20 protein-coding genes are annotated in these 22,919 nt (G+C 74.0%); 12 read left to right on the top strand and 8 right to left on the bottom strand.

Annotated features, from left to right (window positions below):
- Positions 1-11: 11 nt before the first annotated feature.
- Both LCD33_RS13005 and LCD33_RS13000 read right to left on the bottom strand, forming a co-directional pair.
- Positions 12-653 (bottom strand): class I SAM-dependent methyltransferase, encoded by a 642-nt coding sequence (locus tag LCD33_RS13005; protein ID WP_308011272.1) that lies wholly within the window; start codon positions 651-653, stop codon positions 12-14.
- Positions 654-1,061: 408 nt separating this feature from the next.
- Complete coding sequence (locus LCD33_RS13000) at positions 1,062-3,158, bottom strand: prolyl oligopeptidase family serine peptidase (protein ID WP_224958181.1); 2,097 nt, start codon at positions 3,156-3,158, stop codon at positions 1,062-1,064.
- A 138-nt stretch (positions 3,159-3,296) separates the two neighbouring features.
- Here LCD33_RS13000 and LCD33_RS12995 point away from each other — a divergent pair, with 138 nt between their 5' ends.
- On the top strand, positions 3,297-5,363 hold the full coding sequence (locus LCD33_RS12995) for a glycoside hydrolase family 43 protein (protein ID WP_224977897.1): 2,067 nt from the start codon (positions 3,297-3,299) through the stop codon (positions 5,361-5,363).
- A 75-nt stretch (positions 5,364-5,438) separates the two neighbouring features.
- On the opposite strand, the gene LCD33_RS12990 is transcribed toward LCD33_RS12995, so the two are convergent.
- Positions 5,439-6,227 carry a DeoR/GlpR family DNA-binding transcription regulator gene (locus LCD33_RS12990; RefSeq protein WP_224958185.1) on the bottom strand — a complete coding sequence of 263 codons (789 nt, stop codon included), beginning with the start codon at positions 6,225-6,227 and terminating at the stop codon, positions 5,439-5,441.
- 140 nt (positions 6,228-6,367) lie between these two features.
- On the opposite strand from LCD33_RS12990, the gene LCD33_RS12985 reads away from it, so the two are divergent.
- Genes LCD33_RS12985 through LCD33_RS12960 form a run of 6 tightly spaced genes read left to right on the top strand, consistent with a single transcriptional unit; the run spans position 6,368 to position 12,483 of the window.
- Positions 6,368-7,066: an HAD family phosphatase gene (locus LCD33_RS12985; RefSeq protein ID WP_224958188.1), complete on the top strand. Its 699-nt coding sequence runs from the start codon at positions 6,368-6,370 to the stop codon at positions 7,064-7,066.
- 27 nt (positions 7,067-7,093) lie between these two features.
- Complete coding sequence (locus tag LCD33_RS12980) at positions 7,094-8,152, top strand: NAD(P)-dependent oxidoreductase (RefSeq protein ID WP_224958189.1); 1,059 nt, start codon at positions 7,094-7,096, stop codon at positions 8,150-8,152.
- The gene (locus LCD33_RS12975; protein WP_224958190.1) at positions 8,149-9,615 is read left to right on the top strand and encodes an FGGY-family carbohydrate kinase; all 1,467 of its coding nucleotides are present in this window, start codon (positions 8,149-8,151) and stop codon (positions 9,613-9,615) included. The genes LCD33_RS12980 and LCD33_RS12975 overlap by 4 nt, the downstream gene beginning before the upstream one ends.
- On the top strand, positions 9,612-11,366 hold the full coding sequence (locus LCD33_RS12970) for a dihydroxyacetone kinase family protein (protein WP_224977896.1): 1,755 nt from the start codon (positions 9,612-9,614) through the stop codon (positions 11,364-11,366). The genes LCD33_RS12975 and LCD33_RS12970 overlap by 4 nt, the downstream gene beginning before the upstream one ends.
- A 2-nt stretch (positions 11,367-11,368) precedes the next feature.
- Complete coding sequence (locus LCD33_RS12965; RefSeq protein ID WP_224958192.1) at positions 11,369-11,848, top strand: ribose-5-phosphate isomerase; 480 nt, start codon at positions 11,369-11,371, stop codon at positions 11,846-11,848.
- Entirely contained in the window at positions 11,842-12,483 is a 642-nt protein-coding gene (locus tag LCD33_RS12960; protein WP_224958193.1) for a class II aldolase/adducin family protein, read from the top strand. Before LCD33_RS12965 ends, LCD33_RS12960 begins: the two co-directional genes overlap by 7 nt.
- 67 nt (positions 12,484-12,550) lie before the next feature.
- On the opposite strand, the gene LCD33_RS12955 is transcribed toward LCD33_RS12960, so the two are convergent.
- Positions 12,551-13,405: an NAD(P)-dependent oxidoreductase gene (locus tag LCD33_RS12955; protein WP_224958194.1), complete on the bottom strand. Its 855-nt coding sequence runs from the start codon at positions 13,403-13,405 to the stop codon at positions 12,551-12,553.
- 210 nt (positions 13,406-13,615) lie between these two features.
- On the opposite strand from LCD33_RS12955, the gene LCD33_RS12950 reads away from it, so the two are divergent.
- Positions 13,616-13,813, top strand: coding sequence for a hypothetical protein (locus LCD33_RS12950; protein ID WP_224967234.1), 198 nt, complete (start codon positions 13,616-13,618; stop codon positions 13,811-13,813).
- 250 nt (positions 13,814-14,063) lie between these two features.
- The gene (locus LCD33_RS12945) at positions 14,064-14,897 is read left to right on the top strand and encodes an alpha/beta fold hydrolase (protein WP_224958196.1); all 834 of its coding nucleotides are present in this window, start codon (positions 14,064-14,066) and stop codon (positions 14,895-14,897) included.
- Positions 14,898-14,916: 19 nt separating this feature from the next.
- Here the strand turns inward: LCD33_RS12945 and LCD33_RS12940 are convergent, their stop codons facing one another.
- Positions 14,917-15,930, bottom strand: a complete 1,014-nt coding sequence (locus tag LCD33_RS12940) for a helix-turn-helix domain-containing protein (RefSeq protein WP_224967232.1) — start codon at positions 15,928-15,930, stop codon at positions 14,917-14,919.
- Positions 15,931-16,036: 106 nt separating this feature from the next.
- Between LCD33_RS12940 and LCD33_RS12935 the strand changes: the two genes are divergently transcribed.
- Complete coding sequence (locus tag LCD33_RS12935) at positions 16,037-17,341, top strand: GNAT family N-acetyltransferase (RefSeq protein WP_224977895.1); 1,305 nt, start codon at positions 16,037-16,039, stop codon at positions 17,339-17,341.
- 113 nt (positions 17,342-17,454) lie between these two features.
- Positions 17,455-17,787, top strand: coding sequence for a glyoxalase superfamily protein (locus LCD33_RS12930; RefSeq protein WP_224958202.1), 333 nt, complete (start codon positions 17,455-17,457; stop codon positions 17,785-17,787).
- 129 nt (positions 17,788-17,916) lie between these two features.
- Here the strand turns inward: LCD33_RS12930 and LCD33_RS12925 are convergent, their stop codons facing one another.
- A complete protein-coding gene (locus LCD33_RS12925; protein WP_224958204.1) occupies positions 17,917-19,023 on the bottom strand; it encodes a polyprenyl synthetase family protein in 1,107 nt (368 codons plus the stop codon).
- Positions 19,024-19,182: 159 nt separating this feature from the next.
- Positions 19,183-19,884 (bottom strand): TetR/AcrR family transcriptional regulator, encoded by a 702-nt coding sequence (locus tag LCD33_RS12920; protein ID WP_224958206.1) that lies wholly within the window; start codon positions 19,882-19,884, stop codon positions 19,183-19,185.
- A 77-nt stretch (positions 19,885-19,961) separates the two neighbouring features.
- On the opposite strand from LCD33_RS12920, the gene LCD33_RS12915 reads away from it, so the two are divergent.
- Positions 19,962-21,443: an FAD-dependent monooxygenase gene (locus LCD33_RS12915; RefSeq protein WP_224958209.1), complete on the top strand. Its 1,482-nt coding sequence runs from the start codon at positions 19,962-19,964 to the stop codon at positions 21,441-21,443.
- Here LCD33_RS12915 and LCD33_RS12910 read toward each other — a convergent pair.
- A complete protein-coding gene (locus LCD33_RS12910; protein WP_224977894.1) occupies positions 21,440-22,816 on the bottom strand; it encodes a NupC/NupG family nucleoside CNT transporter in 1,377 nt (458 codons plus the stop codon). The two genes, LCD33_RS12915 and LCD33_RS12910, sit on opposite strands and share 4 nt — an antisense overlap.
- Positions 22,817-22,919 lie beyond the last annotated feature (103 nt).

Here is a 22,919-nt window from a genome sequence, read left to right as displayed (position 1 = left end):
GCCGGGATCGTTCAATTCTTGCGCGCTCGCGATTCGATCGCGCTGGGGAACCGGATCAGCGCCGCGGTGGAACGGTCGCCCCCGTGATCCAGCTCCCGGGTTTCGACGAGCTGTGCGCCCGGCATCAGTGCGAGGTAGTCGTCGGCGGAACGCAGTCGGGACCATTCGCTGACCGGGATCGCCGCCTCCGCGTATTCCACGAGCACGAAGTAGTGGCAGGATCGCGAGATCGATCGGCAGATCCGGGTCAGCGCCTCTTCGTCGAGCACGTGCATGAGAACCCACACGGAAACGGCGACGTCGAACTTCCGGCCGTTCCACGGGAGGTTCTCGGCCCGGGCCAGCTCGAAATCCACGTTGGTCAGATCGGCGCACGATTCGCGTGCCGCCTCCAGCATTCCGGGGGTCATGTCGAGCGCGGTGATGTGGTCCGCGTGCGCGGCCAACGTCGGGGTCAGGCGGCCGATGCCGCAGCCGACCTCCAATGCGGTGGCGAGCGGGCGGCTCAGCTCTCGGGCCGCGGTCCGCAGGCCCTCCGCCACCGCTTTCCGGGTCCGTTCCGTCGTGTCCGCGTTGTGCTCGGCGGGCTGGGAGGCGCGCATGACGCGGGCCAGCCCGTCCCGGCGGGCCCGCTGCCGCCACTCCTCCGTCACTTCGTCGGTGGAAGCGAGGTGCGTGTTGTTCTGCACGGGAGGATCCCCTCGGGGTCGGAGTTCGCCGCGGATTCCGCTTCGGCCCGGCGCACGGCCGGCGGGCGTGCGGTGCCGAATGGTGGAGTGCGGTGCCGGTGGTCGCGATGGAGTGCGACCCGATTCGTGGCCGGGACTCTAACCGGGGAGGGAACGGGAGCGGAAGTCATCGATAATCGGGGAGGATCATGTTCACTCATTCTGATGAAGCGTGAAATGGTGCCGTTCGTCGGCGGTGGTCGAGAACCGGATCCGCGACGGAAACCAATTCGTCGGCAGCCGGAAGCGGCAACGCGGAAGAATTGTTGAGTTCGCAAAAAGGGCCTTCGCGGGACAGCCCGCGAAGCCCCTTTCCGGACGACCGGTTCGGGGTCAGGGTTGGGCGCGGCGATCTCCGCCGAGAGCGGCGCGGAGGAATTCGACCTGGATGAGCAGCAGGTTCTCCGAGGTGGTCTCGTCGGTCGGCATGTGGCTGACGCCGGGCAGCGACAGCATGGTGTGCGGTCGGGCCGCTGCCTGCAGCGCCGCGGACAGCCGCAGCGAGTGCGCGGGGAACACGTTGTCGTCGACGGTGCCGTGCAGCAGCAGCAGGGGCCTGCGCAGGCCGGCGGCGTCGTCGGCGAGCGAGCTCGCCGCGTAGGCCTCCGGGTTGCGCGCCGGGTCGCCGAGGTACCGCTCGGTGTAGTGGGTGTCGTACAACCGCCAGTCGGTGACGGGTGCGCCGGCGATGGCGGCGTGGAACACGTCGGGGCGGCGGAGCACCGCGAGCGCGGCGAGGTAGCCGCCGAAGGACCAGCCGCGGATCGCGACGCGGCCCAGGTCGATCTCGGGGTGCTGCTCGGCGAGCGCGTGCAGCGCGTCCACCTGGTCCTGCAGCGGTGGCTCGGCGAGGTCGCCGCTGATCGCGCGGTCCCAGGACGGGCCGCGGCCGGTCATGCCGCGGCCGTCGACGACGACCACCGCGTACCCCTGGTCGGCGAACCACTGCGAGGTGAGGAAGCCCTGGCGCCGGGCGAGGACGCGCTGCGCCTGCGGGCCGCCGTAGGGGTCGAGCAGCACCGGCAGCGGGCCGTCGTCGGGGGTGTGGTCGCGGGGGAGCAGCAGCGCGGTGCGCAACCGGCGTTCGCCGAGCCGCAGCAGCCGCACGTTCGGCACGATCGACGGGTCCTCCGGGTGGGAGGAGATCTCGCCGAGGGCGCGGTGGCCGTCGGTGACCTGGAACCGGGTGTGCTGGGAGTCGAGTCCGGAGTGCGCGTGCAGCAGGGTGCCGCCGGCGCGGGTGGCGCCGTGCACGCCGGGTTCGGTGCTGAGGCGTTCGGCGCCGTCGGCGTCGCACCGGTAGAGGTGGATCTCGGCGGGGTCGTCGGCGGAGGCGGTGATGAGCACGTCCTCGCCGATGTCGACGATGGAACGCACCTGCAGGCCCTCGGGGGTCCACGGGGCGTCGCCGACGAACAGCCGGTAGCTGTCGCCGTCGACGCCGATGCGCACCAGGTCGCCGCCGGGGTGCCAGGCGGGCCAGCCGGGCTTGATCTCGATCCAGTGCTCGTCGGTGTCGCGGTGCACTTCGCGGGTGCCGCCGGTGGCGGGGTCGACGGCGAGCACCAGCTGTTCGCGCTGGTCCCGGCTCTGCACCGCGATCAGCGGCGGACCGTGGTGCGTCCAGTGCGCGGTGACCAGGTAGGGGTGGCTGCCGCGGTCCCACCGGACTTCGACGGGTGCGGTGTCGACGCCGAGCACGGCGAGCCCGACCTCGGCGTTCGCGGTGCCCGCGGCGGGGTAGCGCAGTTCGCGCGGTGGTCTCGCCGGGTCGGCGGGGTCGGCGAGGTACCAGTGCTGAACGGGTTCTTCGTCGACGTGGGCGGCGAGCACGGCGGTGCCTTCGGGCGACCACCAGTAGCCGCGGTAGCGGGCCATCTCCTCGGCGGCGATGAATTCGGCGGCGCCCCAGGTGGTGGTGGCGTTGCCGGGTTCGGCGAGCGCCCGGTCCCCGCTGCCGTCGGTACCGATCAGCCGCAGCGCGCCGCCGGAGAGGTAGGCGATCCAGCGCCCGTGCGGGTCGGGTCGAGGGTCGGCGGCGGGTTCGCGCGCGGGCAGCTGCTGGACGGCGCCGGTGCCGAGGTCGGCGTGGAAGAGCTTGCCGGAGAGGGTGAACGCGAGGTGGGTGCCGGTGGCGTCGGTGGCGTAGCCGGTGATGCCGGTGGCGCGTTCCCGGGACCGCTCCCGCCGGGCCTGCTCCTCGTCGGAGACCTCGTCGTCGACCAGCAGCGCGCCCGGGTCGGCGACCTGGGTCTCGGCGCCGGTCGTGACGTCCCAGCGCCACAGGGCGTTGCTGCGGTCGGTTCCGCTGGCGGAACGCAGGAACAGCACGGTCCGGCCATCGGGGGTGATGGTGAACGTGCGCGGCACGCCGAGGGTGAAGCCCTGGGTGCGCGCGCTGTGGCGGGGGAACGAGGGAACGGTGGGCATACCTGCACTTTGCCAGCTTTCGGGGCGTGCTCGGCAGCCAGGTGGTGCGGGCGTGTCGGCCCTTGACAACTCGTGTTGATCAGGGGAAGTGTCACCGCTGGTGCCCGGCTGGGTTCGGTGCGTGACGAGGAGGACCGAGTGTCGGTCAGGTGGTCGCGAGTGCGCGGGGTCCTGTTCGCGTTGCCGATCCTGCTGGCGTCGGCGGCGCACGGCGCGGTCGCCCAGCCGCGCCCGGCGAGCGATGCGACCTACTTCAACGATGCGGCGTTGCCTGCGGCCGATCCGTTCGTGCTGCGCGATCCGGGCAGCGGCGACTACTTCGCCTACTCCACCGACGGCGCCGACCCGGGGTACGCGTTCGCGATCTACCGCTCGCCGGATCTCGTGACGTGGCAGCGGATTCCGGGCGGGGCGCTGGACATGGGCGACGGGACGCAGTGGGGCCGGGACTGGTTCTGGGCGCCGGAGGTCTACCACAACCCGGCAACGGGCCGGTACTTCCTGTTCTACTCGGCGCGGTTGCGGGACGGGATCGCCGAGCAGTTCGGGTACGCGGACTTCGAGGAACCGAGCAAGGTCGGGGTGGCGGTGTCGGATTCGCCCGCCGGGCCGTTCCGCAACATCCAACCGGGTCCGATCGACTACCACCCGTACGACCCGGACTACCACGACGTGAACCTGCTGATGGACGCCGAGCAGAAGAAGCCGCCGGAGACGTTGGAGGAGGGGATGACGGCGCCGCTGGGCACCTACATCCCGTTCATCGATCCGAACGTGTTCTTCGACGACGGGCGGATCGTCCTGTACTTCTCCCGCAACGCCTACCGGAACTGGGTGTGGGACCACGGCCTCGGCAAGTACGTGGAGGAGTCGAACGTCCTCGCGGTGGAGCTGACCTCGGAGTGGTGGGACGACCCGGCGGGAGCCACGATGCCGCGGATCGCGCCGGAGCACGTCGACGCCAACCGGGATCCGGCCGATCCGCCGGGGGTGCGCAAGGACGGCTACGTCCCGATCATCGATTACGCCTCCGACCCGCAGCAGTGGGAGAACGCGCACGTAGACGACTACGCGGAGACCGGTGGCGCGGAGAAGGACCGGCGGTGGTCGGAGGGGTCGACGGTGGTGCGCGCGACGGCCCGGGACGGTCGGGCGCGGTACTTCCTGACGTACTCGGCGAACAACTTCGCGAACTCGTTCTACGGGGTCGGTTACGCGGTGGCGGACGATCCGCTGGGGCCGTGGCGCAAGAGCCCGGCGAACCCGGTGCTCGCGCAGGACGCGGGGCAGGGGTTGTACTCGACCGGGCACGGCAGCGTGATCGCGTCGCCGGATTCGACCGAGCTGTACTACGTGCACCACGGGCGGCCGTCGGCGGAGGTCGACCGCAGGCTCTACACCTCGCGGCTGCGCATCGACCCGGACCGGGACGAGCTGCGCATCGACGGGACCACCGAGGACCGGCCGGTGCCGTCCGGGGTGGCGCCGTACGCGGTGCGCGCGGACCGGCCGGTGGTGGAGGTGCGCGACGGCGAGGGGGAGGTCGGCTGGCGGGTCGGCACCGCGTCGGGTTCGCCGATGCCGTTGGGGAATCCGCTGAACCGGGTGCTGCCGCGGCTGGATCCGGGCAGCGCGCTGGAGGTGGTGGCTGCCGCCGACGGCGCGGTGCTGCGCGGGACGCCGCGCGGGGTGGAGGCGCTGCGGCTGACCTACCAGCGGGCGCGTTCCGGCGGGGGCCAGGTGGACGTGCACCAGGGCGGTGCTCCGGTGGAGGTGGTGCTGCCGGTGGCGGCGTGCGGTTCCGCGGTGACGGGGCGGCACGACGAGCTGGTGGTGCCGGAGGGCGTGACCTGCCTGCGGGGCGCGGAGGTGCGCGGTTCGGTGCGGGTCGAGCCCGGGGCCTCGCTGCTGGTGCTGGATTCGACCGTCGGGGGTTCGGTGCTGGCGGACTCGCCGGGTTCGGTGTGGGTGTCCGGCGGCCGGATCGGCGGTTCGGTGCGGGTGCGCGGCGCGACCGGTCCGGTGCGGCTGGACGGGACCGAGGCCGGCGCGTCGGTGGTGCTGGTCGACGGCGACTCGCCGGTGGTGGCGGGGCCGTCGCTCGGTGGCGGGGTGCGGTGCCGGGGGAACGCGTCGGCGCCGGTGGACGAGGGGCGGCCGAACTCGGTCGCCGGGTCGCGGGCGGGGGAGTGCGGCGCGGTGTAGCCCAGGTCGGCAGCACCGGTGTTATCAGCTCTGGTGTTAAACCGACCAGGGAGCGTGTGATGCCCGCCGGGGTGGTCAGCCGACCGGGACCAGCCGCACCTCGGAGTGCTCCCGCATGGAGTCGACGAGCGCGGCGTCGAGCTCTCCGGCCAGCAGCGCGTGGTCGAAGTCGGCGACCGGGGCCAGCCGGTGCAGCGCGGCGCGCCCGACCTTGCTGGCGTCCATCATGAGCACCCGGGTCGTCGCGCAGCGGATCATCGCGCGCTTCACCAGCACGATCTCCTGCTCCTGGTGGAAGGTCATCTGCGCGTTCATCGCCGAGGTGGACAGGAACATCAGGTCCACCGACAGCCCGCTGATCATCTCCTGGCAGGGCAGGCCGATGTAGGAGTCGTGGGTGCGGGAGTACTCGCCGCCGATGCTGATCAGCCGCACGTCCGGCGCCTCGCGCAGCACCTCGTGCACCTGCCGGTAGTTGCTGACCACGGTCAGCGGTCCGACGTCGGGCAGCAGCCGGGCGAGGGCGAGCGCGGTGGTCGAGTCGTCGAGCAGCACCGACATGCCGGGGCTGATCAGCGGCAGCGCGGCGGCGGCCAGCGCCTCCTTCTCCCGGGTGTGGGTGTGCAGCCGGAAGTCGGAGCTGCTCTCGAACACTGTGGACGGTTGTGCGGAGACGCCGCCGTGGAACTTGCGCAGCAGTCCGCGCCCGGCGAGGTCGTCGATGTCGCGGTGCACCGTCATGAGGCTGACGCCGGTGAGCGTGGCGAGTTCCGCTGCGCTGGCGAAGCCGCCCTGCACGACGTGGTCGATGATCCGCTGCTGGCGCAGGAGCCGGGGGGACTGCTTCTTCGGTGCGGACGCCATGGCCGACATCTTGCCTCCTGGAGGTGCGCGCCCGAGCGCGGCGGGGCCGGAACGGAGCACTTCATATCACCGCGCTGGTGACATTTAACTATCTCACTGTTAATTTGAACGTCAACGTTGAGCGGGTGGGAGGTAGGCCGATGACGCAGCCCGACGGTTCGCCGGGGGTGCACCGCGCCGTCGTGTTCGACATGGACGGGGTCCTGGTCGAGAGCGAACACCTGTGGGAGCGGATGTGGGCGCGGTTCGCGGCCGCCCGCGGCCGCGGCTGGACCGCGGCGGAGACCGCCCAGGTGCAGGGCATGAGCGCCCCCGAGTGGGCCGCGTTCCTCGCCGCGCACACCGGCGGCCCGGAACCGGTCGCCGAGGTCGAGCGGATCGTCGTCGACGACATGATCGCCGCCCTCGACGCGGACGAGGTCGCGATGCTGCCCGGCGCCGAGCGGATGGTGCTGGAGGTCTCGGCCCGCGCCCCCATCGCGCTGGCCTCCTCCGCGCCGCGCCGGGTCATCGACGCCGTGCTCGACCGGCACGCGCTCGTCGAGCACTTCTCCGCCACCGTCTCCAGCGCCGAGGTGCCGCGCGGCAAGCCCGGCCCGGACGTGTACCTGGCGGCAGCGCGCGGGCTGGCGGTCGACCCGGTGGCCTGCCTGGCGGTGGAGGACTCCAGCAACGGCCTGCGCGCCGCGGCGGCCGCCGGGATGACCGTGCTGGCCATCCCCAGCCCCGACTACCCGCCGGCCGCGGACGCGCTGGCCGCGGCGTCCTTCGTGGCATCGGACCTCGACGAGGTGCGGGTCCGGCTGCTCGAATCGTTGACGACGCCCGTAGCGGGCTGATCGCATCGGACAAAGGAGTCTGCAGCAATGACCGAGGTCCTGGCCGCGGGGGACCGCTTCGTCGGCCCGCAGCTGTTCGTCGACGCGCTGACCGAGCAGGCGCCCGGGCACGAGTTGAGCTTCCGGACCCTGGCCACCGGCTGGCCGGTGGAACCGTTCGGCCCGGTCGGCGGGGTGCGGGAGGCCAGCGGGACCGAGCAGCAGCTGCTCGACGCCCTCGGCGGCGCCGAGGTCCTGCTGACCCAGATGGCGCCGGTGACGGCCGGCGTGCTGGCGAAGAGCCCCGGCCTGCGGTTCGTCGGCGTCGCCCGCGGCGGCCCGGTGAACGTCGACTTGGCCGCCGCCACCGAGGCCGGGGTGGTCGTCGGCTTCACCCCGGCCCGCAACGCGGCCGCCGCCGCCGAGTTCGCCGTCGGGCTGGTCCTGGCTTCGCTGCGCCGCATCGTCGACTCGGACGCCGAGCTGAAGGGCGGCCACTGGCGCGGCGACTACTACGCCCACGAGAACGCGGGGCTCGAACTGGAGGGGGCGACCGCGGGCCTGGTCGGCTACGGCGCGATCGGGCGCAGGGTGGCGCGGGTGCTGTCCGCGTTCGGCGCGGAGGTGCTGGTCGCCGATCCGTTCGCGGACCCGGAGCAGGTGGCCGCGGACGGCGTGCGGCTCGTCGAGCTCGACGAGCTGCTGCGCGCCAGCTCGGTGGTGAGCCTGCACGCCCGGCTCACCCCGGAGACCGAGCACCTGCTCAACGCGGAGAACCTGGCGCTGCTGCCGAAGGGCGCGGTGCTGGTGAACTCGGCGCGCGGCGGGTTGCTGGACTACGCGCCGCTGCCGGAGATGCTGCGCTCGGGGCACCTGGGCGGACTGGCGCTGGACGTCTACGACGTGGAGCCGCCGCCGCGCGACTGGCCGCTGTTCGACGCCCCCAACGTGATCACCACGCCGCACCTGGCCGGGGCGACCCGGCAGACCGCGGACCGCGCGGCGGCGATCGTGGCCGCCGACGCGGCGCGCTACCTCGCGGGCAGGCGGCCGCGGCACGTGGCGAACCCGGAGGTGCTGGGGCGGCTGGAGGACCTGCGACCATGATCGTCGGAGTCGATGTCGGCACCTCGGTGACGAAGGCGTCGCTGCTGGGCCGGGACGGCTCCGCGCGAGTCACCCGCAGCACGCGCAGCACCCTGCACCGCTCGCCCGGCGGGCGGGTGGAGCAGGACCTCGACGAGGTCGTGGATTCGGTGATCAGCGTGGTGCGCTCGGTCGCCGCCGAAGCGGACGTCCCGGTGCAAGCGCTGGCGATCACCGGGCAGGGCGACGGGTTGTGGCTGCGCGACGCGGCCGGGCGGCAGGTCGGGCCGGGACTGTCCTGGTTGGACGCGCGGGCGGCGCCGGTGCTGGACCGCTGGGAAGCGCGGGGCGTGCTGCGCGAGGTGCACGCCCTGACCGGTTCGGGCATGTTCCCGGGTTCGGCGGCGCCGCTGCTGGCGCACGTGGCCGAGCACGAGCCGGAGCGGCTGGCCCGCGCGGAGGTCGCCGGCTACTGCGTGGACGCGATAGTGCAACGGCTCACCGGGCGGATCACGGTGGACGCCTCGGACGCTTCGCAACCGTTCTTGGACGTGCCGACCCGCACCTACAGCACGGCGGCGCTGCGGGCGTGCGGCCTCGCCGAGTTCCGCGGGCTGCTGGCCGAACCGGCGCCGCCGGGTGAGCTGTTCGCGCTGGACGCGCGCAGCGCCGCGCAGCTCGGCCTGCCCGCGGGCCTGCCGGTGTCGGCGGGCCCGTTCGACCTGCCCGCCTGCGCCTTCGGGTCCGGCACGCGCGACCTGGGCGACGGGGCGCTGGTGATCGGCACGACGCTGGGCTGCCAGGTGCTGGGCGACCAGGTCACGATCGACCCGGCCGGGGACGCCGCGGGCATGTGGCTCGCCACGCCCAGCCCGGACCGGGTGCTGCGGGTGATGCCGGCGATGGTGGGCACCGCGAACCTGGACTGGGGGCTGCGGATGGTCGGGGCGAGCGTCGCCGACCTGGAGGGCCTGCTGGCGGCGAGCCCGCCGGGTGCCGGTGGGGTCGCCGCGCTGTCCTTCCTGTCGTCCTCCGGCGAGCGGGCCCCGTTCGTGGAGCCGCGGGCCAGCGGCCAGTTCACCGGGCTGTCGCTGGACACCTCGCCCGCGGACCTGGTGCGGGCGCTGTGCGAGGCGGTGGCCTACGCGGCGCGGCACAACCTGGAGGCGGCCGGGCTGACCGGTGAGGTCGCGGCCTGCGGCGGCGGGGCGCGGTCGGCGTCCTGGAGCCGGATCTTCGCGAGCGTGCTCGGCAGGCCGCTGCACGTCCCGAAGGAGGAGGGCGTCGGCGCGCGGGGCGCGGCGATGACGGCGTGGGATTCGCTGGGCGAACCGGTGGATCGCGAGGAGTGGGCCACCGCCCGGCACGTGGTCGAGCCGGATCCGGCGGTGGCGGAGTTCTACGAGCGCGGATATCGCGCATACCTGGAATCGATAGAGCGGGCCCGGCCGGTGTGGCGGTCGGGGGGAGGAGTGACCCGATGACTCGTCTGTACGACGATCCGGCGACGTTCACCGAGGACGCGGTGGCGGGGTTCGTCGCCGCGAACCCCGGTTACGTGCGCGAGGTGCGCGGCGGGGTGGTGCGGGCGCGCCGGGCTCGCCGCGGCAAGGTCGCGGTGGTCACCGGTGGCGGATCCGGGCATTACCCGGCGTTCTGCGGCGTGGTGGGGCCGGGTTTCGCCGACGGCGCGGTGGTGGGCAACATCTTCACCTCGCCGTCCGCCGAGGACGCCTACTCGGTGGCGAAGGCCGCCGACACCGGTGCCGGTGTGGTGTTCTCGTTCGGCAACTACGCCGGGGACAACATGAACTTCGGCCTGGCCGTGGAGCGGCTGCGGCGGGAGGGGATCTCGGCGCACAACGTGGTGGTCACCGATGACGTGGCCAGCGCCCCGGCCGACGAGGCGGGAAAGCGGCGCGGGGTGGTGGGCGACTTCGTGGTGTTCAAGGTCGCCTCGGCCGCCGCGGAGGAGGGCTACTCGTTCGACGAGGTGGTGCGGGTCGCCGAGCACGCCAACGCCCGCACCCGCAGCCTCGGGGTGGCCTTCGCGGGCTGCACACTGCCGGGCAGCGGACAGCCGCTGTTCGAGGTGCCCGCGGGCCGGATGGGCCTGGGGCTGGGCATCCACGGCGAACCGGGTGTGTCCGAAGTGGACATGCCCTCGGCGTCGGAGCTGGCGCGCGAGCTCGTCGAGGGCGTGCTCGCCGAAGCTCCCGAGTCGACCGGGGAGAAGCCGCGGGTCGCGGCGATCCTCAACGGGCTCGGCGCCACCAAGTACGAAGAGCTGTTCGTGGTGTGGAAGACCGCGTCCCGGCTGCTGGCCGAGGCTGGCGTGGAGGTCGTGGAGCCGGAGGTCGGTGAACTGGTCACCAGCCTCGACATGGCCGGGTGCTCGCTCACCCTGACCTGGCTGGACCCGGAGCTGGAGCGGCTCTGGCACGCCCCGGCCGATTCCCCCGCCTACCGCAAGGGAAGCATCGTCGAGTCCGATGTGGACGACGACGTCGTGGCCGAGGCGACCGAGGTCGTCGAAGCGGCGACCGCGGTCGCCCCGCAGGCCGGGCAGGACACCGCGGCGCTCGTGGTGCGGGGGCTGCGCGCGATCAGCGACCTGCTGCACGAGCACGAGGACGAGCTGGGCAGGCTCGACGCGGTGGCCGGCGACGGCGACCACGGCCGCGGCATGTCCCGGGGCAGCGGGGCCGCGATCGAGGCGGCGGAGGTGGCCGCCGCCGACGGCGCCGGACCGGCCGCGGTGCTGGTCGCCGCCGGGGACGAGTGGGCGGCGAAGGCCGGGGGCACCTCCGGCGCGCTGTGGGGCGCGGGCCTGCGCTCCTTCGGTGACCTGCTGCCCGACGACCGGGAGCCCACCGCGGAGGACCTGCTGGCGGGTGCCCGCGCCGCCCTCGACTCGGTGCAGCGCTTGGGCCGCGCCGAAGCGGGCGACAAGACGCTGGTGGACGCGCTGATCCCGTTCGTCGACGAATTCGCGGCGGCGGTCGGCGACGGTGCCGGCCCCGCCGACGCGGTGGGCCGCGCGGCCCGGGAGGCCACGGCCGCCGCCGCGCGCACCGCCGAGCTGACCCCGCGGACCGGGCGGGCGCGCCCGCTGGCCGAGCGCAGCGTCGGCACCCCCGACCCGGGGGCGACCTCGCTGGCGATGGCGCTGAACAGGGCGCTGGAAGTCCTCAGTGGACGTGAAGTGGAACTCGACGCGACAGAGGTGAAGTGACGATGACCGAGAACGCGACCGGCTGGCGCATCGTCGTCGGTTCCGACGACGCAGGGCTGGACTACAAGGACGTGCTCAAGGCCGACCTGGAGCAGGACCCGCGGGTCGCCTCCGTGGTCGACGTCGGGGTCGGGTCCGACGAGCACACCGACTACCCGCACGTGGCGGTGAACGCGGCCCGCAAGGTCGCCGCGGGCGAGGCGGACCGGGCGCTGCTGGTGTGCGGCACCGGGCTCGGCGTGGCGATCAGTGCGAACAAGGTGCCGGGCGTGCGGGCGGTGACCGCGCATGACAGCTACTCGGTGCAGCGGTCGGTGCTGAGCAACGACGCGCAGGTGCTGTGCTTCGGGCAGCGCGTCGTCGGGCTGGAGCTGGCGCGGCTGCTGGCCGGGCAGTGGCTCGACCTGCGCTTCGACGAGACCTCGGCGTCGGCGAAGAAGGTCGCCGCCATCGGGGAGTACGAGTCCGGGACGGCGTGTTGAGCCCTGTCCTCGAAGCGGAGCGCGCGGAGGTCATCCGCATCGCGCGGAAGATGGTCGACGACGGTCTGGTCGTGGGTACCTCGGGCAACGTGTCGCTGCGCAGCGGTGAGCTGGTCGCGGTGACACCGTCCGGAGTGGACTACGACGTGCTGACCGTCGCCGACGTCCCGGTGGTGCGGCTGGACGGTGCGGTCGTGGACGGCGAACGGGCTCCGAGCTCCGAGCTGCCCATGCACCTGACCGCCTACGCCGATCACGGCGCCGACGCGGTGGTGCACACGCACTCGTTGCACGCCACCGCGTTGTCGCTGCTGCGCGACGACGTGCCCGCGGTGCACTACCAGCTCGCCGAGATGGGCGGGGCGGTGCGCGTCGCCGAGTACGCGACGTTCGGCACCGACCGGCTGGCCGCGAACATGTCGGCCGCGCTGGAAGGGCGCGGGGCGTGCGTGCTGCGCAACCACGGGACGGTCGCGATCGGCTCGACGCCGGCTGCTGCCTACAACCGGGCCCGGCAGCTGGAGTGGCTGTGCCGGTTGTGGCTCACCGCGCAGCAGGCCGGGCGGCCGCGGTTGCTGGACGACGAGGAGCTGGATCGCTGCGCGGCCCAGTTCGGGCACGTCGCGAGGCGCTGAAACCCGTTCTCCCGCACGACGAACGGCCCGTTCGACCCGGTTCCCGGGCGAGCGGGCCGTTCGGCCGTCAGCCGCGGAAGGACGCGTAGTAGGCGGCGGCCATGTCCTGGGAACCGTGCCCGGCCTCGGCGGCGCGGGTGAAGCGGGCGCGGACCGCTTCGGCGACGTCCAGGCGGAGTTCGCCCGCGGCTTCGGCGATCAGCCCGGCGTCCTTGCGGGCACCGTCCACTGTGAACGCCGGGGTGAAATCACCGTCGAGGATGGCGGAACCCTTCAGGTGCGCGTAGGGCGAATCGACCGCGCCGCCCTCGATGGCCTCCAGGAACCGGTGCGGGTCCACGCCCAGCGCCTCGGCGAGCGCGATCGACTCGCCGACCGCGTTCGTCAGCGACAGCACCCAGTTGTTGGCCGCGAGCTTCACCCGCGTCCCGTCGCCGCGCACCGCGTCGGTGCCCAGCCACAGGGTGCGTCCGCCGACCGCGTCGAACACCGGCCGCACCCGGTCCCGCACCTCTTCGGGGGCCGCGGCGAGCACGGTCAGCGTGCCCTGCTCGGCGGGGGCGCGGGTGCCGAGCACCGGCGCGTCCACGAGCGTCGTGCCGCCCGCGACGGCGGCGACCTTCGCCAGCCCCTCCAGGCCGATCGTGGCCATCTGCACCCACGGCGTCCCGGCCGGGAGCGCGGCCGCGGCGGCACCGCCCGCCTCCACGGTGGCGTCCGCGTCCAGCAGCATCGTCACCAGCAGGTCCGCGCCGTCGGCCGCTTCGGCGGGGGTGTCGGTGACGGTGGCGCCCTCGGCGGCGAGCTCGTCCGCGCGGGCGCGGGTGCGGTTCCACGCGCGCACCGCGAAGCCGTGCGCGAGCAGGTTGCGCGCCATCGGTGCGCCCATCGTGCCGGTTCCGAGGAAGGCCACGGTCGTCATCGCTGCATCCCAACATGTCGCGGATCGTCGGAGGGGCGGTCGAGCCCGCCCGGCGCCGATTCTGCCCGCCGATGCCGCCGCCGTCCGCGCGGGCGGCACGGCCTGTGGCGGAATCTTGTCGAGATGTGGCGCTACCGCCACTCGAACCGGCGGGTGCCGCGCAGCATGCTGGTGGCAACCCACCGATCAGGACTCGACAAGGAGCCCGTCATGCGCGCTTTCCTCCTCGCCTGCTGGAACATCGCCCGCGACGTCGCCTGCGGTGTCGACGCCGCGCACGCCATCGAGCACGGCGCGACCCCGGCGCCGCAGCCCGCGCCGCTGGTGGTGCGCGACCGCCGTCCGCGCCTCGTCGTCCGCCCCCGGGTGCGCCGCCCGGTCGGTGGCGGGCTGAGCATGGCCCGCTGATCCGGACGGCTCGCGGAATGGTCCGCGTGGAGATGAACGACATCGGCGGGATCGTGCTGCGCACCGCGGAACCCGTGCCCGTCGACGGCCTACGCGGCTTCGCGGGCGACCGGGTCGCTGCTGCTGATCGACCCCGGCGACGGGGCGACGCGCACCGCGGCGATGGCGCTGCCGTGATCCGGGGTTCCCGCTCGCGCGCGGCCCTCCGATCGAAGCTGAGTCGATCAAGACGAATCGAGAGGGAGCCTCCGTGCAGGAGTGGGAACTCGGTCGAGTCCACCGCAGCAGCGCCGGTGACGTCCGCTGGGACGTGCTGGGCGAGGAGGGGGCGGAACCGGTCGTGCTGCTGCACGGCACGCCCTTCTCCTCCTTCGTCTGGCGGGGCGTCGCCAGAGCGCTCGCCCCGCACTACCGGGTGCACGTCTGGGACATGCCGGGGTACGGGACGTCGGAGAAGTGCGACGGGCAGGACGTGTCGCTCGCCGCGCAGGGCCGGGTCTTCGCCGAACTGCTGGAGCACTGGGGGCTGGAGCGGCCCGCGGTCGTCGCGCACGACTTCGGCGGCGCCGTCGCGCTGCGCGCGCACCTGCTGCACGGCGCCGAGTACGAGCGGCTCGCCGTCGTCGACCCGGTCGCGCTGGCCCCGTGGGGGTCGCCGTTCTTCCGGCTGGTCGGGGAGAACGTCCCGGTCTTCGAGCAGCTGCCGCCCGCGATGCACCGGGCGCTGGTGCGCGAGTACATCCGCTCCGCCGGCCACCGCGGGCTGGACGACCCGCTGGTGGACGCGCTCGCCGAACCGTGGCTCGGCGAGCACGGGCAGCCCGCGTTCTACCGGCAGATCGCGCAGGCCGACCAGCGCTTCACCGACGAGGTGCAGGGTTGCTACGACCGGCTGCGGATGCCGACGCTGGTGTGCTGGGGCGCCGAGGACACCTGGATCCCGGTGGGCAAGGCGCACGAGCTCGCCGGCCTGATCCCCGGCTCGGAGCTGCGGCTGATCCCCGGCGCCGGCCACCTGGTGCAGGAGGACGCCCCGGCGGAACTCGCCGCGGCGCTGTTCGCCTTCCTGCAGCAGGCGGACTGATCGCGGGCGCGTCCCGGGCCTATCCGGTCCGGGGCGCGAGCGCGCCGGCCGGAGCCGCGGCGGGCGCGCGGTGGAACAACCTGCGGTAGGCCGTCGGCGAGGTCCGCATGATGCGGCTGAAGTGGTACCGGTAGGTCACGACCGACTCGAACCCGACCGCCTCGGCGACCTCGTCCACCGGGTCCTTCGTCTTCTCCAGCAGCGCCAGGCTCGCCCCGATCCGCTGCGCCGCCAGCCAGCGCATCGGCGAACTTCCCGTCGCGCGGGCGAAGTGGCGCAGGTAGCTGCGCTCGGACATGTGCGCGGCACCGGCCAGCACCTCGACGGTCAGCGGTTCGGCGAGGTGCGCCAGCGCCCACTCCATGCTGCGCGCCACCCCGTCGTCCTCGGACGATCCGGCGACCGGCGTCTCCACGTACTGGGCCTGCCCGCCTTCGCGGTGCGGCGGGATCACCAGCCGGCGCGCCACCGTGTTCGCCAGCGCCGGACCGAGGTCCTTGCGCACCAGGTGCAGGCACAGGTCCAGGCTCGCCGCGCTGCCCGCGCCGGTCAGCACGTCGCCTTCGTCGATGTACAGCGGCGCCGGGTCGACCTCGACCCGCGAGTACCGGGTGCGCAGCAGGTCGGCGTAGCGCCAGTGCGTGGTGGCCCGGCGCTCGTCGAGCACCCCGGCGGCGGCGAGGGCGAACGCGCCGGTGCAGGTGGACACCAGCCGCGCGCCGCGCGCCCCGGCTTCGCGCAGCGCCGCGACGAGCTCCGCGGACGGCGGCTCGTGCGGGTCGGCCCGGCTGGTGACGATCACCGTGTCCGCGGTGGCGAGTTCGGCGAGCCCGTGCGGGGTGCTCATCACCGCCCCGCCCGCGAGCGGCACGGCGGCGGACCCCTCCGCGCACACCGCGAGGTCGTAGTGGCGGGGGATCAGGTCCGGCAGGTAGTGCCCGAACACCGCCGAGATCACGCCCAGCTCGAAGGGCGCGGTGCCGGTGGTCGGCAGCACGGCAACCCGGTGCGCGGACGCGCTCCCAGTCGTCATGGCGTGACCTTATCGACGTGCCGGGTTCCCGCCAGGGCTGTTCGGGTTAACGGCGTCGTCACGCCGCCGCGGGCCGGGGGAAACATCTCGCGGGCAGGGTCGGGGCATGACCCAGCACCGCGGAACTCCGGCAGCGGCCCCGACCCGGGGCGGCTGGACGCGCGACGTCGTCGAGCTCGCCTTGCTGTGCGCGGCGGCGGGCACCGCCCACCTGCTCGCCACCGGGGCGCCGACCACGGCGTCGGTGCTGCTCCTCGCGTTCGGCGCGCTGCTCGCGGCGGGTGCCGCGGTGCGGTGCGCCCGGGTGCGGCGCCCGGCCCCCGCCGCGGAGGTCGTGGCGGAACCGGACCTCGGTGAGCTCGCCGAACCCCGCGCGCTGTGGCGGCTGCGCGCCTCGGTGACCGACGACCCGGGCCGCCTCGCCGGGATCGCCGCCGGGCTCGCCGGTCTCGGCGGCGACATCCGCACCGTGCACGTGCACCCGGTCGCCGGCGGCGCGGTGGACGAGGTGCTGGTGCACGTCCCCACCTCCGCGAGGGAAACGGACCTGGTGCGGGCCGTGGTCGACGCGGGCGGGCGCGAGGTCACCGCTCGCCCCGCGGACGTGCGGGAGCTCGACGACGTGCCGACCCGGACGCTGCACCTCGCCGCCGACCTGGTGCGCGGGCGCGGCGACCTGGTGCGGGCGCTGCGCGGCACCCTCGGCCCGGTCGAGGTGCGCTGGCAGGAGGACGCGACCGGACCCGATGGCGCCGACGGCCGGTGGCTGCGGCTGACCGCCCCCGGTGGTGGCGCGCTGGTGCTGGAACGGGCGGGCGCGGCGTTCACCCCGGCCGAGTTCGCGCGGGCGCGGGCGATGGTGGACCTGGCTGCGACCTGCCGGGAGCGGCTGCGCCCCGACGTGCGGGAGCTCGTCACCACCGGAGGGGAGGCGCTGACCCTGCGCGCCGCCGACCGCGCCGACCTGGAGCTCGTCGCCGAGTTCCACGCCCGCTGCTCGGCGGCCACCCGCTACCGCCGCTACTCCAGCCCCGGCCCGGCCGGTGGGGAACGCGGCCTGCTGCGGTTGCTGACCCCGGCGCTGGGCCGCTCGCTGCTGGTGCTGGACGCCGACGGGCAGGTCGTGGCGATGGGGAACCTGATGCGCGACGGCACGACCGCGGAGCTCGCGCTGCTGGTGCGCGACGACCGGCAGCGCGGCGGCATCGGCACCCGGCTCGCCGCGGAACTCGTCGCGCAGGCCGAGGCCGACGGGACGACCGCGGTGTGGGCGCACACCCGCGTGGACGACACCGCGATCGCCCGCACCCTGCGCGCGGCGGGCCTCAAGCTGGTGGGCGTCCCCGAACCGGGGGAGTGGAGCTGGTCCCGCACCCTCCGGCCTGCCGCCGGCCGGACCGCCGCCGCGTAGTGGCCGGGGCGGAACCGCTCCGCCCGCCCCGCGACCACCGGCCTCCCGCGTCCGCCGGTCCGCCGCCGTCCGCGACCACCGCGGCCCGGCCGGAGCGGTGCGATGCTGGGGCGATGGACGAGGACGTCATCCCGGTGCTGCGCGTGGAGGCCGCCGACGTGGCCGTGAAGTGGTACCGCCTGCTGGGTTTCACCCCGCAGTGGGAGCACCGGTTCGAGCCGCACCTGCCCGCGTTCGTGGAGGTGGTGCGCGGGCAGGTGCGCCTGTTCCTGTCCGAGCACGAGGCCGACGCCCGCCCCGGCTCGCTCATCTACCTGCGGATGGAGGACGTGGACGCGATCGCCGCCGAGTTCGGCATGCGGCCGGAGACGACGCCGTGGGCGCGGGAGGTCGAACTGCGCGACCCGGACGGCAACCGGCTGCGCATCGGGACTCCGCTGGCGTAGCGCTCAGCGGCCGGTCTCGCGGCCGCCGCAGTGCTCGGGACCGGCGCAGCGCTCCTCGGGATCGGCGCAGCGCTCCTCGGGACCGGTGCGGCGTTCGGAACCGGCGCAGCGCTCCGGCACCGCCCGGGTTCACCGGTTCCGGTCGGTGGCGGCGGTGAGCAGTTCGGTGAGCGTGCTTCGGACGTGCTCCGGCACCCGCATCCCCGCCAGCGCCCGGTGCGCGGATGCCGCGCGGGTGCCGATGAGGCGCTCGACCTCGGCCAGCGCCCCGCACTCCACGATGATCGACTGCACCCGCCGCACCCGCTCGTCGTCGAGGTCCCCGGCGGCGAAGGCCCGGTCGAGCTCGGCGAGCTCGGCGGTCCCGGCGCGGCGCCGGGCGGCGGCCAGCAGCACGGTCGGCTTCCGGGTGCGCAGGTCGTCCCCGACGGGTTTGCCGGTGACCGCGGGATCGCCGAACGCGCCGAGCACGTCGTCGCGCAGCTGGTACGCCTCGCCCAACGGCAGCGCGTAGGCCGTGTAGGAGTCGAGCAGGTCCGAGTCGGCCCCGGCGAGCAGCCCGCCCAGGTGCAGCGGTCGTTCGACGGTGTACTTCGCGGTCTTGTAGTGGATGATCGTGCAGGCCCGCTCCACCGAGTGCGTGGCGAGGGCTTGCTCGGTGACGTCGAGGTACTGGCCGAGCACCAGTTCGGCGAACGACTGCGCCACCAGCGGCTGCACGGCGGCGAGCCGCTGCGGGGGAAGTCCGCTGGCGCCGAGCAGCTCGTGGAACCACGCCAGGCACAGGTCCCCGAGCAGCAGCGCCACCGAGGTCCCGAACAGCTCGGAGGATCCCCGCATCCGCTGGTGCTGGTGCAGGTCGGTGTGCTGGCGGTGCAGCGACGGCGCGCCGCGGCGGGTGTCGCTGCCGTCGATGATGTCGTCGTGGATCAGCGCGAACGCGTGCAGCAGTTCCAGCGCGGCGGCCGCGGCGATGATGCCCTCGTCGTCCGGGTCGCCGCCCGCGCCGCGCCAGCCCCAGAAGCAGAACGCGGGCCGCAGCCGCTTGCCGCCGGCGAGGAACGTGCGCAGCGTGTCGATCGCCGCCGCCCACTGGGCGCGTCCCGCTTCGTCGGCGGTCATCCCCCGGTACCGGTCCTCCTGCACGTCGAGGAACCGGGACAGGGCCGCGTCGACCCGCTCGCGGACCCCGTCGGCGTCCACGGGGTGGCTCGGAACGGGGAACGTGGTGGTCATCTGGGCTCCCTGGGGCGGGGAACCGCGCGTGGTTCCCGGTGCTGGACTGGTTCCCACGCTAGGGACCGCGCCGCGTGCGGGCATCGGCCGTTCCGCCCGAGATGATCTCCGCCGAACGGCCGGGGTCGCCCGGGTTTTCCCGACCGTTCGGCCGAGGGGTCAGATCCCGTGGCGGGCGGCGGCGCCGTCGAGCAGCGCGGCGAGGCCGTCGGCGAAGCGCTGCCGCGCGCTGGTCGTGCCGGTGAGCCGGGCCCAGGCGGTGCTCGGGTCGCCGTCGCCGACGAGGGCGCGCAGCTGCGGCAGGTCGCCGCCTTCGAGCTGCTCGCGGACGAACCGGGCGGTGTCGGCGCTGAGCCCGCCGTGCTGCGGGTCGTCGGTGCGCAGCACGTTGCCCTGCACGTAGTCGTCGACCGCACCGAGCAGGGCGATCTTCGCTTCGACGTCGAGCGGGGTGTGCGCGAGGGCGGCGAAGGACTGGTCGGCGTGCCGCAGCGCGTTGGGGCCGAGCCGCGCGCCGCGCAGCGCCTGCATCGACCACGGGTGGCGCAGCAGCACGTCGCGGGTGCGGTGCGCGATGGCGGTGAGCGCGGCCCGCCACTCGGTGGGCAGCTCGTCGGCGGGCAGCAGCCCTTCGGCCATGACGGCGTCGTCCATGAGCGCGACGAGGTCGTCCTTGGTGCGCACGTAGTGGTAGAGGGTCATCGTCCCGGCGCCGAGCTCGGCGGCGACCCGGCGCATGGAGACGGCGTCGAACCCCTCGGCGTCGGCGAGGGCGAGCGCGGCCGCGGCGATCTGCTCGCGGGTGAAGCGCGGTTTGCGGGTTCCGGGGGCGGGCGCGGCCCAGATCGGCTCGGTTGCCATGTGGTACACCGTACCGCTAACGTTGTTCGTGCGGCGTACGAACATGGGGTACGCCGTACTGACAGAGGGAGGTGGGCATGAGCGCCCAGCACGACACCGACGTCCTCATCGCCGGAGCCGGACCGACCGGACTGGTCCTGGCCTGCGAACTCGCCCGGCGCGGCATCGCGTTCCGGCTCGTCGACAAGGCCACCGAGCACTTCGGCGGCTCCCGCGGCGACGGCATCCACCCGCGCACCCAGGAGGTCTTCGCCGACCTCGGCGTGCTCGACGACCTGCACGCCGCGGGCGACGGCGGCATCCCGATGCGCAAGTACGAAGCCGGACGGCTCGTCTGGGAGGGCCACCCCGGCGAACCGGTGCCCGCCACACCCGGCGTCCCGTACCCGAACGCCTGGTTCGTCCCGCAGTTCCGCACCGAGGAGGTCCTGCGCAAAGCGCTCGCCGGGTACGGCGGCCAGGTCGAGCTCGGCGTCGAGCTCCGCGCGCTGCGCCAGGACGACCGGCAGGTCACCGCGCGGCTCGCCGACGGCACCGAGATCCGCGCCCGGTACCTAGTCGGCGCCGACGGCGGGCGCAGCACCGTGCGCCGCACGCTCGGCATCGAGTTCCGCGGCGAGACCGACGAGACGACCAAGGCGCTCATCGCCGATGTCCGGCTCAGCGGCCTCGGCCGGGACCGGGCGCTGGCCTGGTCCCGCGACGGCGAGCTCGCCTCGGTGCAGCCGCTGGCAGGAACCGACCTGTTCACCGTCACCGCGTCCCGCGACGACGTGGAACCCACCCCGGACGGGCTGGGGGAGTGGCTGAACCGGCTGAGCGGGCTCGACCTGCGGGTGCACGAGGTGCACTGGAACTCGGTGTGGCGGGCCAACGCGCGCCTCGCCGAGCGCTACCGCGACGGCCGGGTGCTGCTCGCGGGCGACGCGGCGCACGTCTGCCCGCCCACCGGCGGCCAGGGCATGAACACCGGGGTGCAGGACGCGCACAACCTCGGCTGGAAGCTCGCCGCCGTGCTGCGCGGTGCGGACGAGGCGCTGCTCGACAGCTACGAGGCCGAGCGGTACCCGGTGGCGGAAGGGGTGCTGCGGCTCAGCGGACGGCTGCTGGACCTGCTGCGCGAGGACGATCCCGAGGCGCACGTGCGCGGACCGGAGCTCAACCAGCTCGGACTGCACTACCGCGGCGGGCCGCTGGCCGAAGAGCGCCGCGCCGAACCCGCGGCGGTGCGCGCCGGCGACCGGGCCCCGGACGCCCCGGTCCTGCTCGACGGGGCGGAGGTGCGGTTGTTCGAGCTGTTCGCCGGGCCGCACTGGACGCTGCTGGACTTCGGCGGCACGAGCGCCGGCCTCGCCCTGCCCGGGCTCGACGCGCACGCCGTGCTCCGGGAACCGCGTCCCGGCGCGGTGCACGACGTGCACGGCCACGCGCACGACGGTTACGGCGTCGACCGGCCCGCGCTGCTGCTGGTCCGGCCGGACGGCTACCTCGGCTGGGCGGGTGCGCCCGGAGATCTCGCGGACCTCCGGGCCTACCTGCTGCCGAAGCTGGGGAGCTAGACGAGCATCCCGGCGATGGCGGCGCTCATCAGGTTCGCCAGCGTTCCGCCCGCGATCGCCCGCATCCCGAGCTCGGCGATCAGCGACCGCCGCGACGGCACCAGCCCGCCGAGCCCGCCGAGCAGGATCGCCAGCGAGGAGAAGTTCGCGAACCCGGTCAGCGCGAAGGTGATGATGATGGCGGTGTGCGGCGAGAACGACGCCGCCTGCGGGCCGAAGTCGGTGAACGCGACGAACTCGTTGAGCACCAGCTTCTGGCCGACGAAACCGCCCGCGGTCACCGCGTCCTCCCACGGCACGCCGATCACCCACATCACCGGTGCGAAGACGTAGCCGATGATCTGCTCGAAGGTGATGCCGTCGAGGCCGACCAGGCCGCCGACGGCGCCGAGGACCAGGTTCAGCAGCGCGATCAGCGAGACGAACGCGAACAGCATGGCGCCGACGTTGAGCGCCAGCTTCAGCCCGTCCGAGGCACCGGTCGCGGCCGCGTCGATCACGTTGCGCGGCTTGGTCTCCAGCGCCTCGTCGTCGTCCACCGCGGTGGTGGTGCCCGCCTTCTCCGGTTCGGCGCTGTCGGTCCCGTCCTCGTCCGCGGCGGCCGCCGGTTCCGGGGTCGTCGTGGCCGCGGGCTTCTTCGCGAACCACGCGAGCACGCCGCGCCGCCCGCCCTCGGACTCGGCGGCCTTCGCGGCGTGCTCGGCGTCGCCGGTGACCGCCTCGGTCTCCGGCACGATGATCTTCGCCATCATCAGGCCGGCGGGCGCGGCCATGAAGCTCGCCGCGATGAGGTGGTCGAGGCTCGCGCCCAGCATCGCGTACCCCACCATCACCGAACCGGCCACGGTGGACAGACCGCCGACCATGACGGCGAAGAACTCCGAGCGGGTCATGCCCGCCAGGTACGGCCGCACCACCAGCGGCGCCTCGGTCTGCCCGAGGAAGATGTTGGCCGTGGCGTTCAGCGACTCCGCGCGCGTGGTCCCCAGCACCTTGCGCAGCCCGCCGCCGACGATCCGCACCACCCACTGCAGCACGTTCCAGTGGTAGAGCACCGCGGTCAGCGACGCCACGAACACGATGATCGGCAGCACCTGGAAGGCGACGACCGTCGCCCCGTTCGTCGGCATCACCGGGCCGAGCAGGAAGTCGATGCCCTCCTTCGAGGAGTCGATCACCCGCTGCACCCCGGCGGAGACGGCGCTCAGCGCGGCCTTGCCCGCGTCCCAGCGCAGCACCACGAAGGCGAACACCAGCTGCAGCGCCAGCGCGCCCAGCACGGTGCGCGGCCGGATCGCCCGGCGGTCGGTGGACAACGCGAACGCGATCAGCAGCAGCACGACCATCCCCGCCGCGCCCCAGAGCACCTGCACGTGATCCACCTTCCCTCGATGCGACTCGCGGAATGCTCGCATCCCCGCGGCCCGGGCGTGCGCTCGGCCTCACCACGGGAAAGGTGGTGAAACGGGACTCCGC

The organism is Saccharopolyspora sp. 7B (assembly GCF_020177435.1).
Classification (GTDB): Bacteria; Actinomycetota; Actinomycetes; order Mycobacteriales; family Pseudonocardiaceae; genus Saccharopolyspora_C; species Saccharopolyspora_C gregorii.
This window is presented reverse-complemented; position numbering and strand designations above follow the sequence as displayed.

Coding starts and splice junctions, on each gene's coding strand:
- LCD33_RS12990 (WP_224958185.1), bottom strand. CDS start 6,227: ATGGCGTCCGCACCGAAGAAGCAGTCCCCCCGGCTCCTGCGCCAGCAG.
- LCD33_RS12950 (WP_224967234.1), top strand. CDS start 13,616: ATGCGCGCTTTCCTCCTCGCCTGCTGGAACATCGCCCGCGACGTCGCC.
- LCD33_RS13000 (WP_224958181.1), bottom strand. CDS start 3,158: ATGCCCACCGTTCCCTCGTTCCCCCGCCACAGCGCGCGCACCCAGGGC.
- LCD33_RS12975 (WP_224958190.1), top strand. CDS start 8,149: ATGATCGTCGGAGTCGATGTCGGCACCTCGGTGACGAAGGCGTCGCTG.
- LCD33_RS12985 (WP_224958188.1), top strand. CDS start 6,368: ATGACGCAGCCCGACGGTTCGCCGGGGGTGCACCGCGCCGTCGTGTTC.
- LCD33_RS12925 (WP_224958204.1), bottom strand. CDS start 19,023: ATGACCACCACGTTCCCCGTTCCGAGCCACCCCGTGGACGCCGACGGG.
- LCD33_RS12965 (WP_224958192.1), top strand. CDS start 11,369: ATGACCGAGAACGCGACCGGCTGGCGCATCGTCGTCGGTTCCGACGAC.
- LCD33_RS12915 (WP_224958209.1), top strand. CDS start 19,962: ATGAGCGCCCAGCACGACACCGACGTCCTCATCGCCGGAGCCGGACCG.
- LCD33_RS12970 (WP_224977896.1), top strand. CDS start 9,612: ATGACTCGTCTGTACGACGATCCGGCGACGTTCACCGAGGACGCGGTG.
- LCD33_RS12980 (WP_224958189.1), top strand. CDS start 7,094: ATGACCGAGGTCCTGGCCGCGGGGGACCGCTTCGTCGGCCCGCAGCTG.
- LCD33_RS12930 (WP_224958202.1), top strand. CDS start 17,455: ATGGACGAGGACGTCATCCCGGTGCTGCGCGTGGAGGCCGCCGACGTG.
- LCD33_RS12955 (WP_224958194.1), bottom strand. CDS start 13,405: ATGACGACCGTGGCCTTCCTCGGAACCGGCACGATGGGCGCACCGATG.
- LCD33_RS12940 (WP_224967232.1), bottom strand. CDS start 15,930: ATGACGACTGGGAGCGCGTCCGCGCACCGGGTTGCCGTGCTGCCGACC.
- LCD33_RS12935 (WP_224977895.1), top strand. CDS start 16,037: ATGACCCAGCACCGCGGAACTCCGGCAGCGGCCCCGACCCGGGGCGGC.
- LCD33_RS12920 (WP_224958206.1), bottom strand. CDS start 19,884: ATGGCAACCGAGCCGATCTGGGCCGCGCCCGCCCCCGGAACCCGCAAA.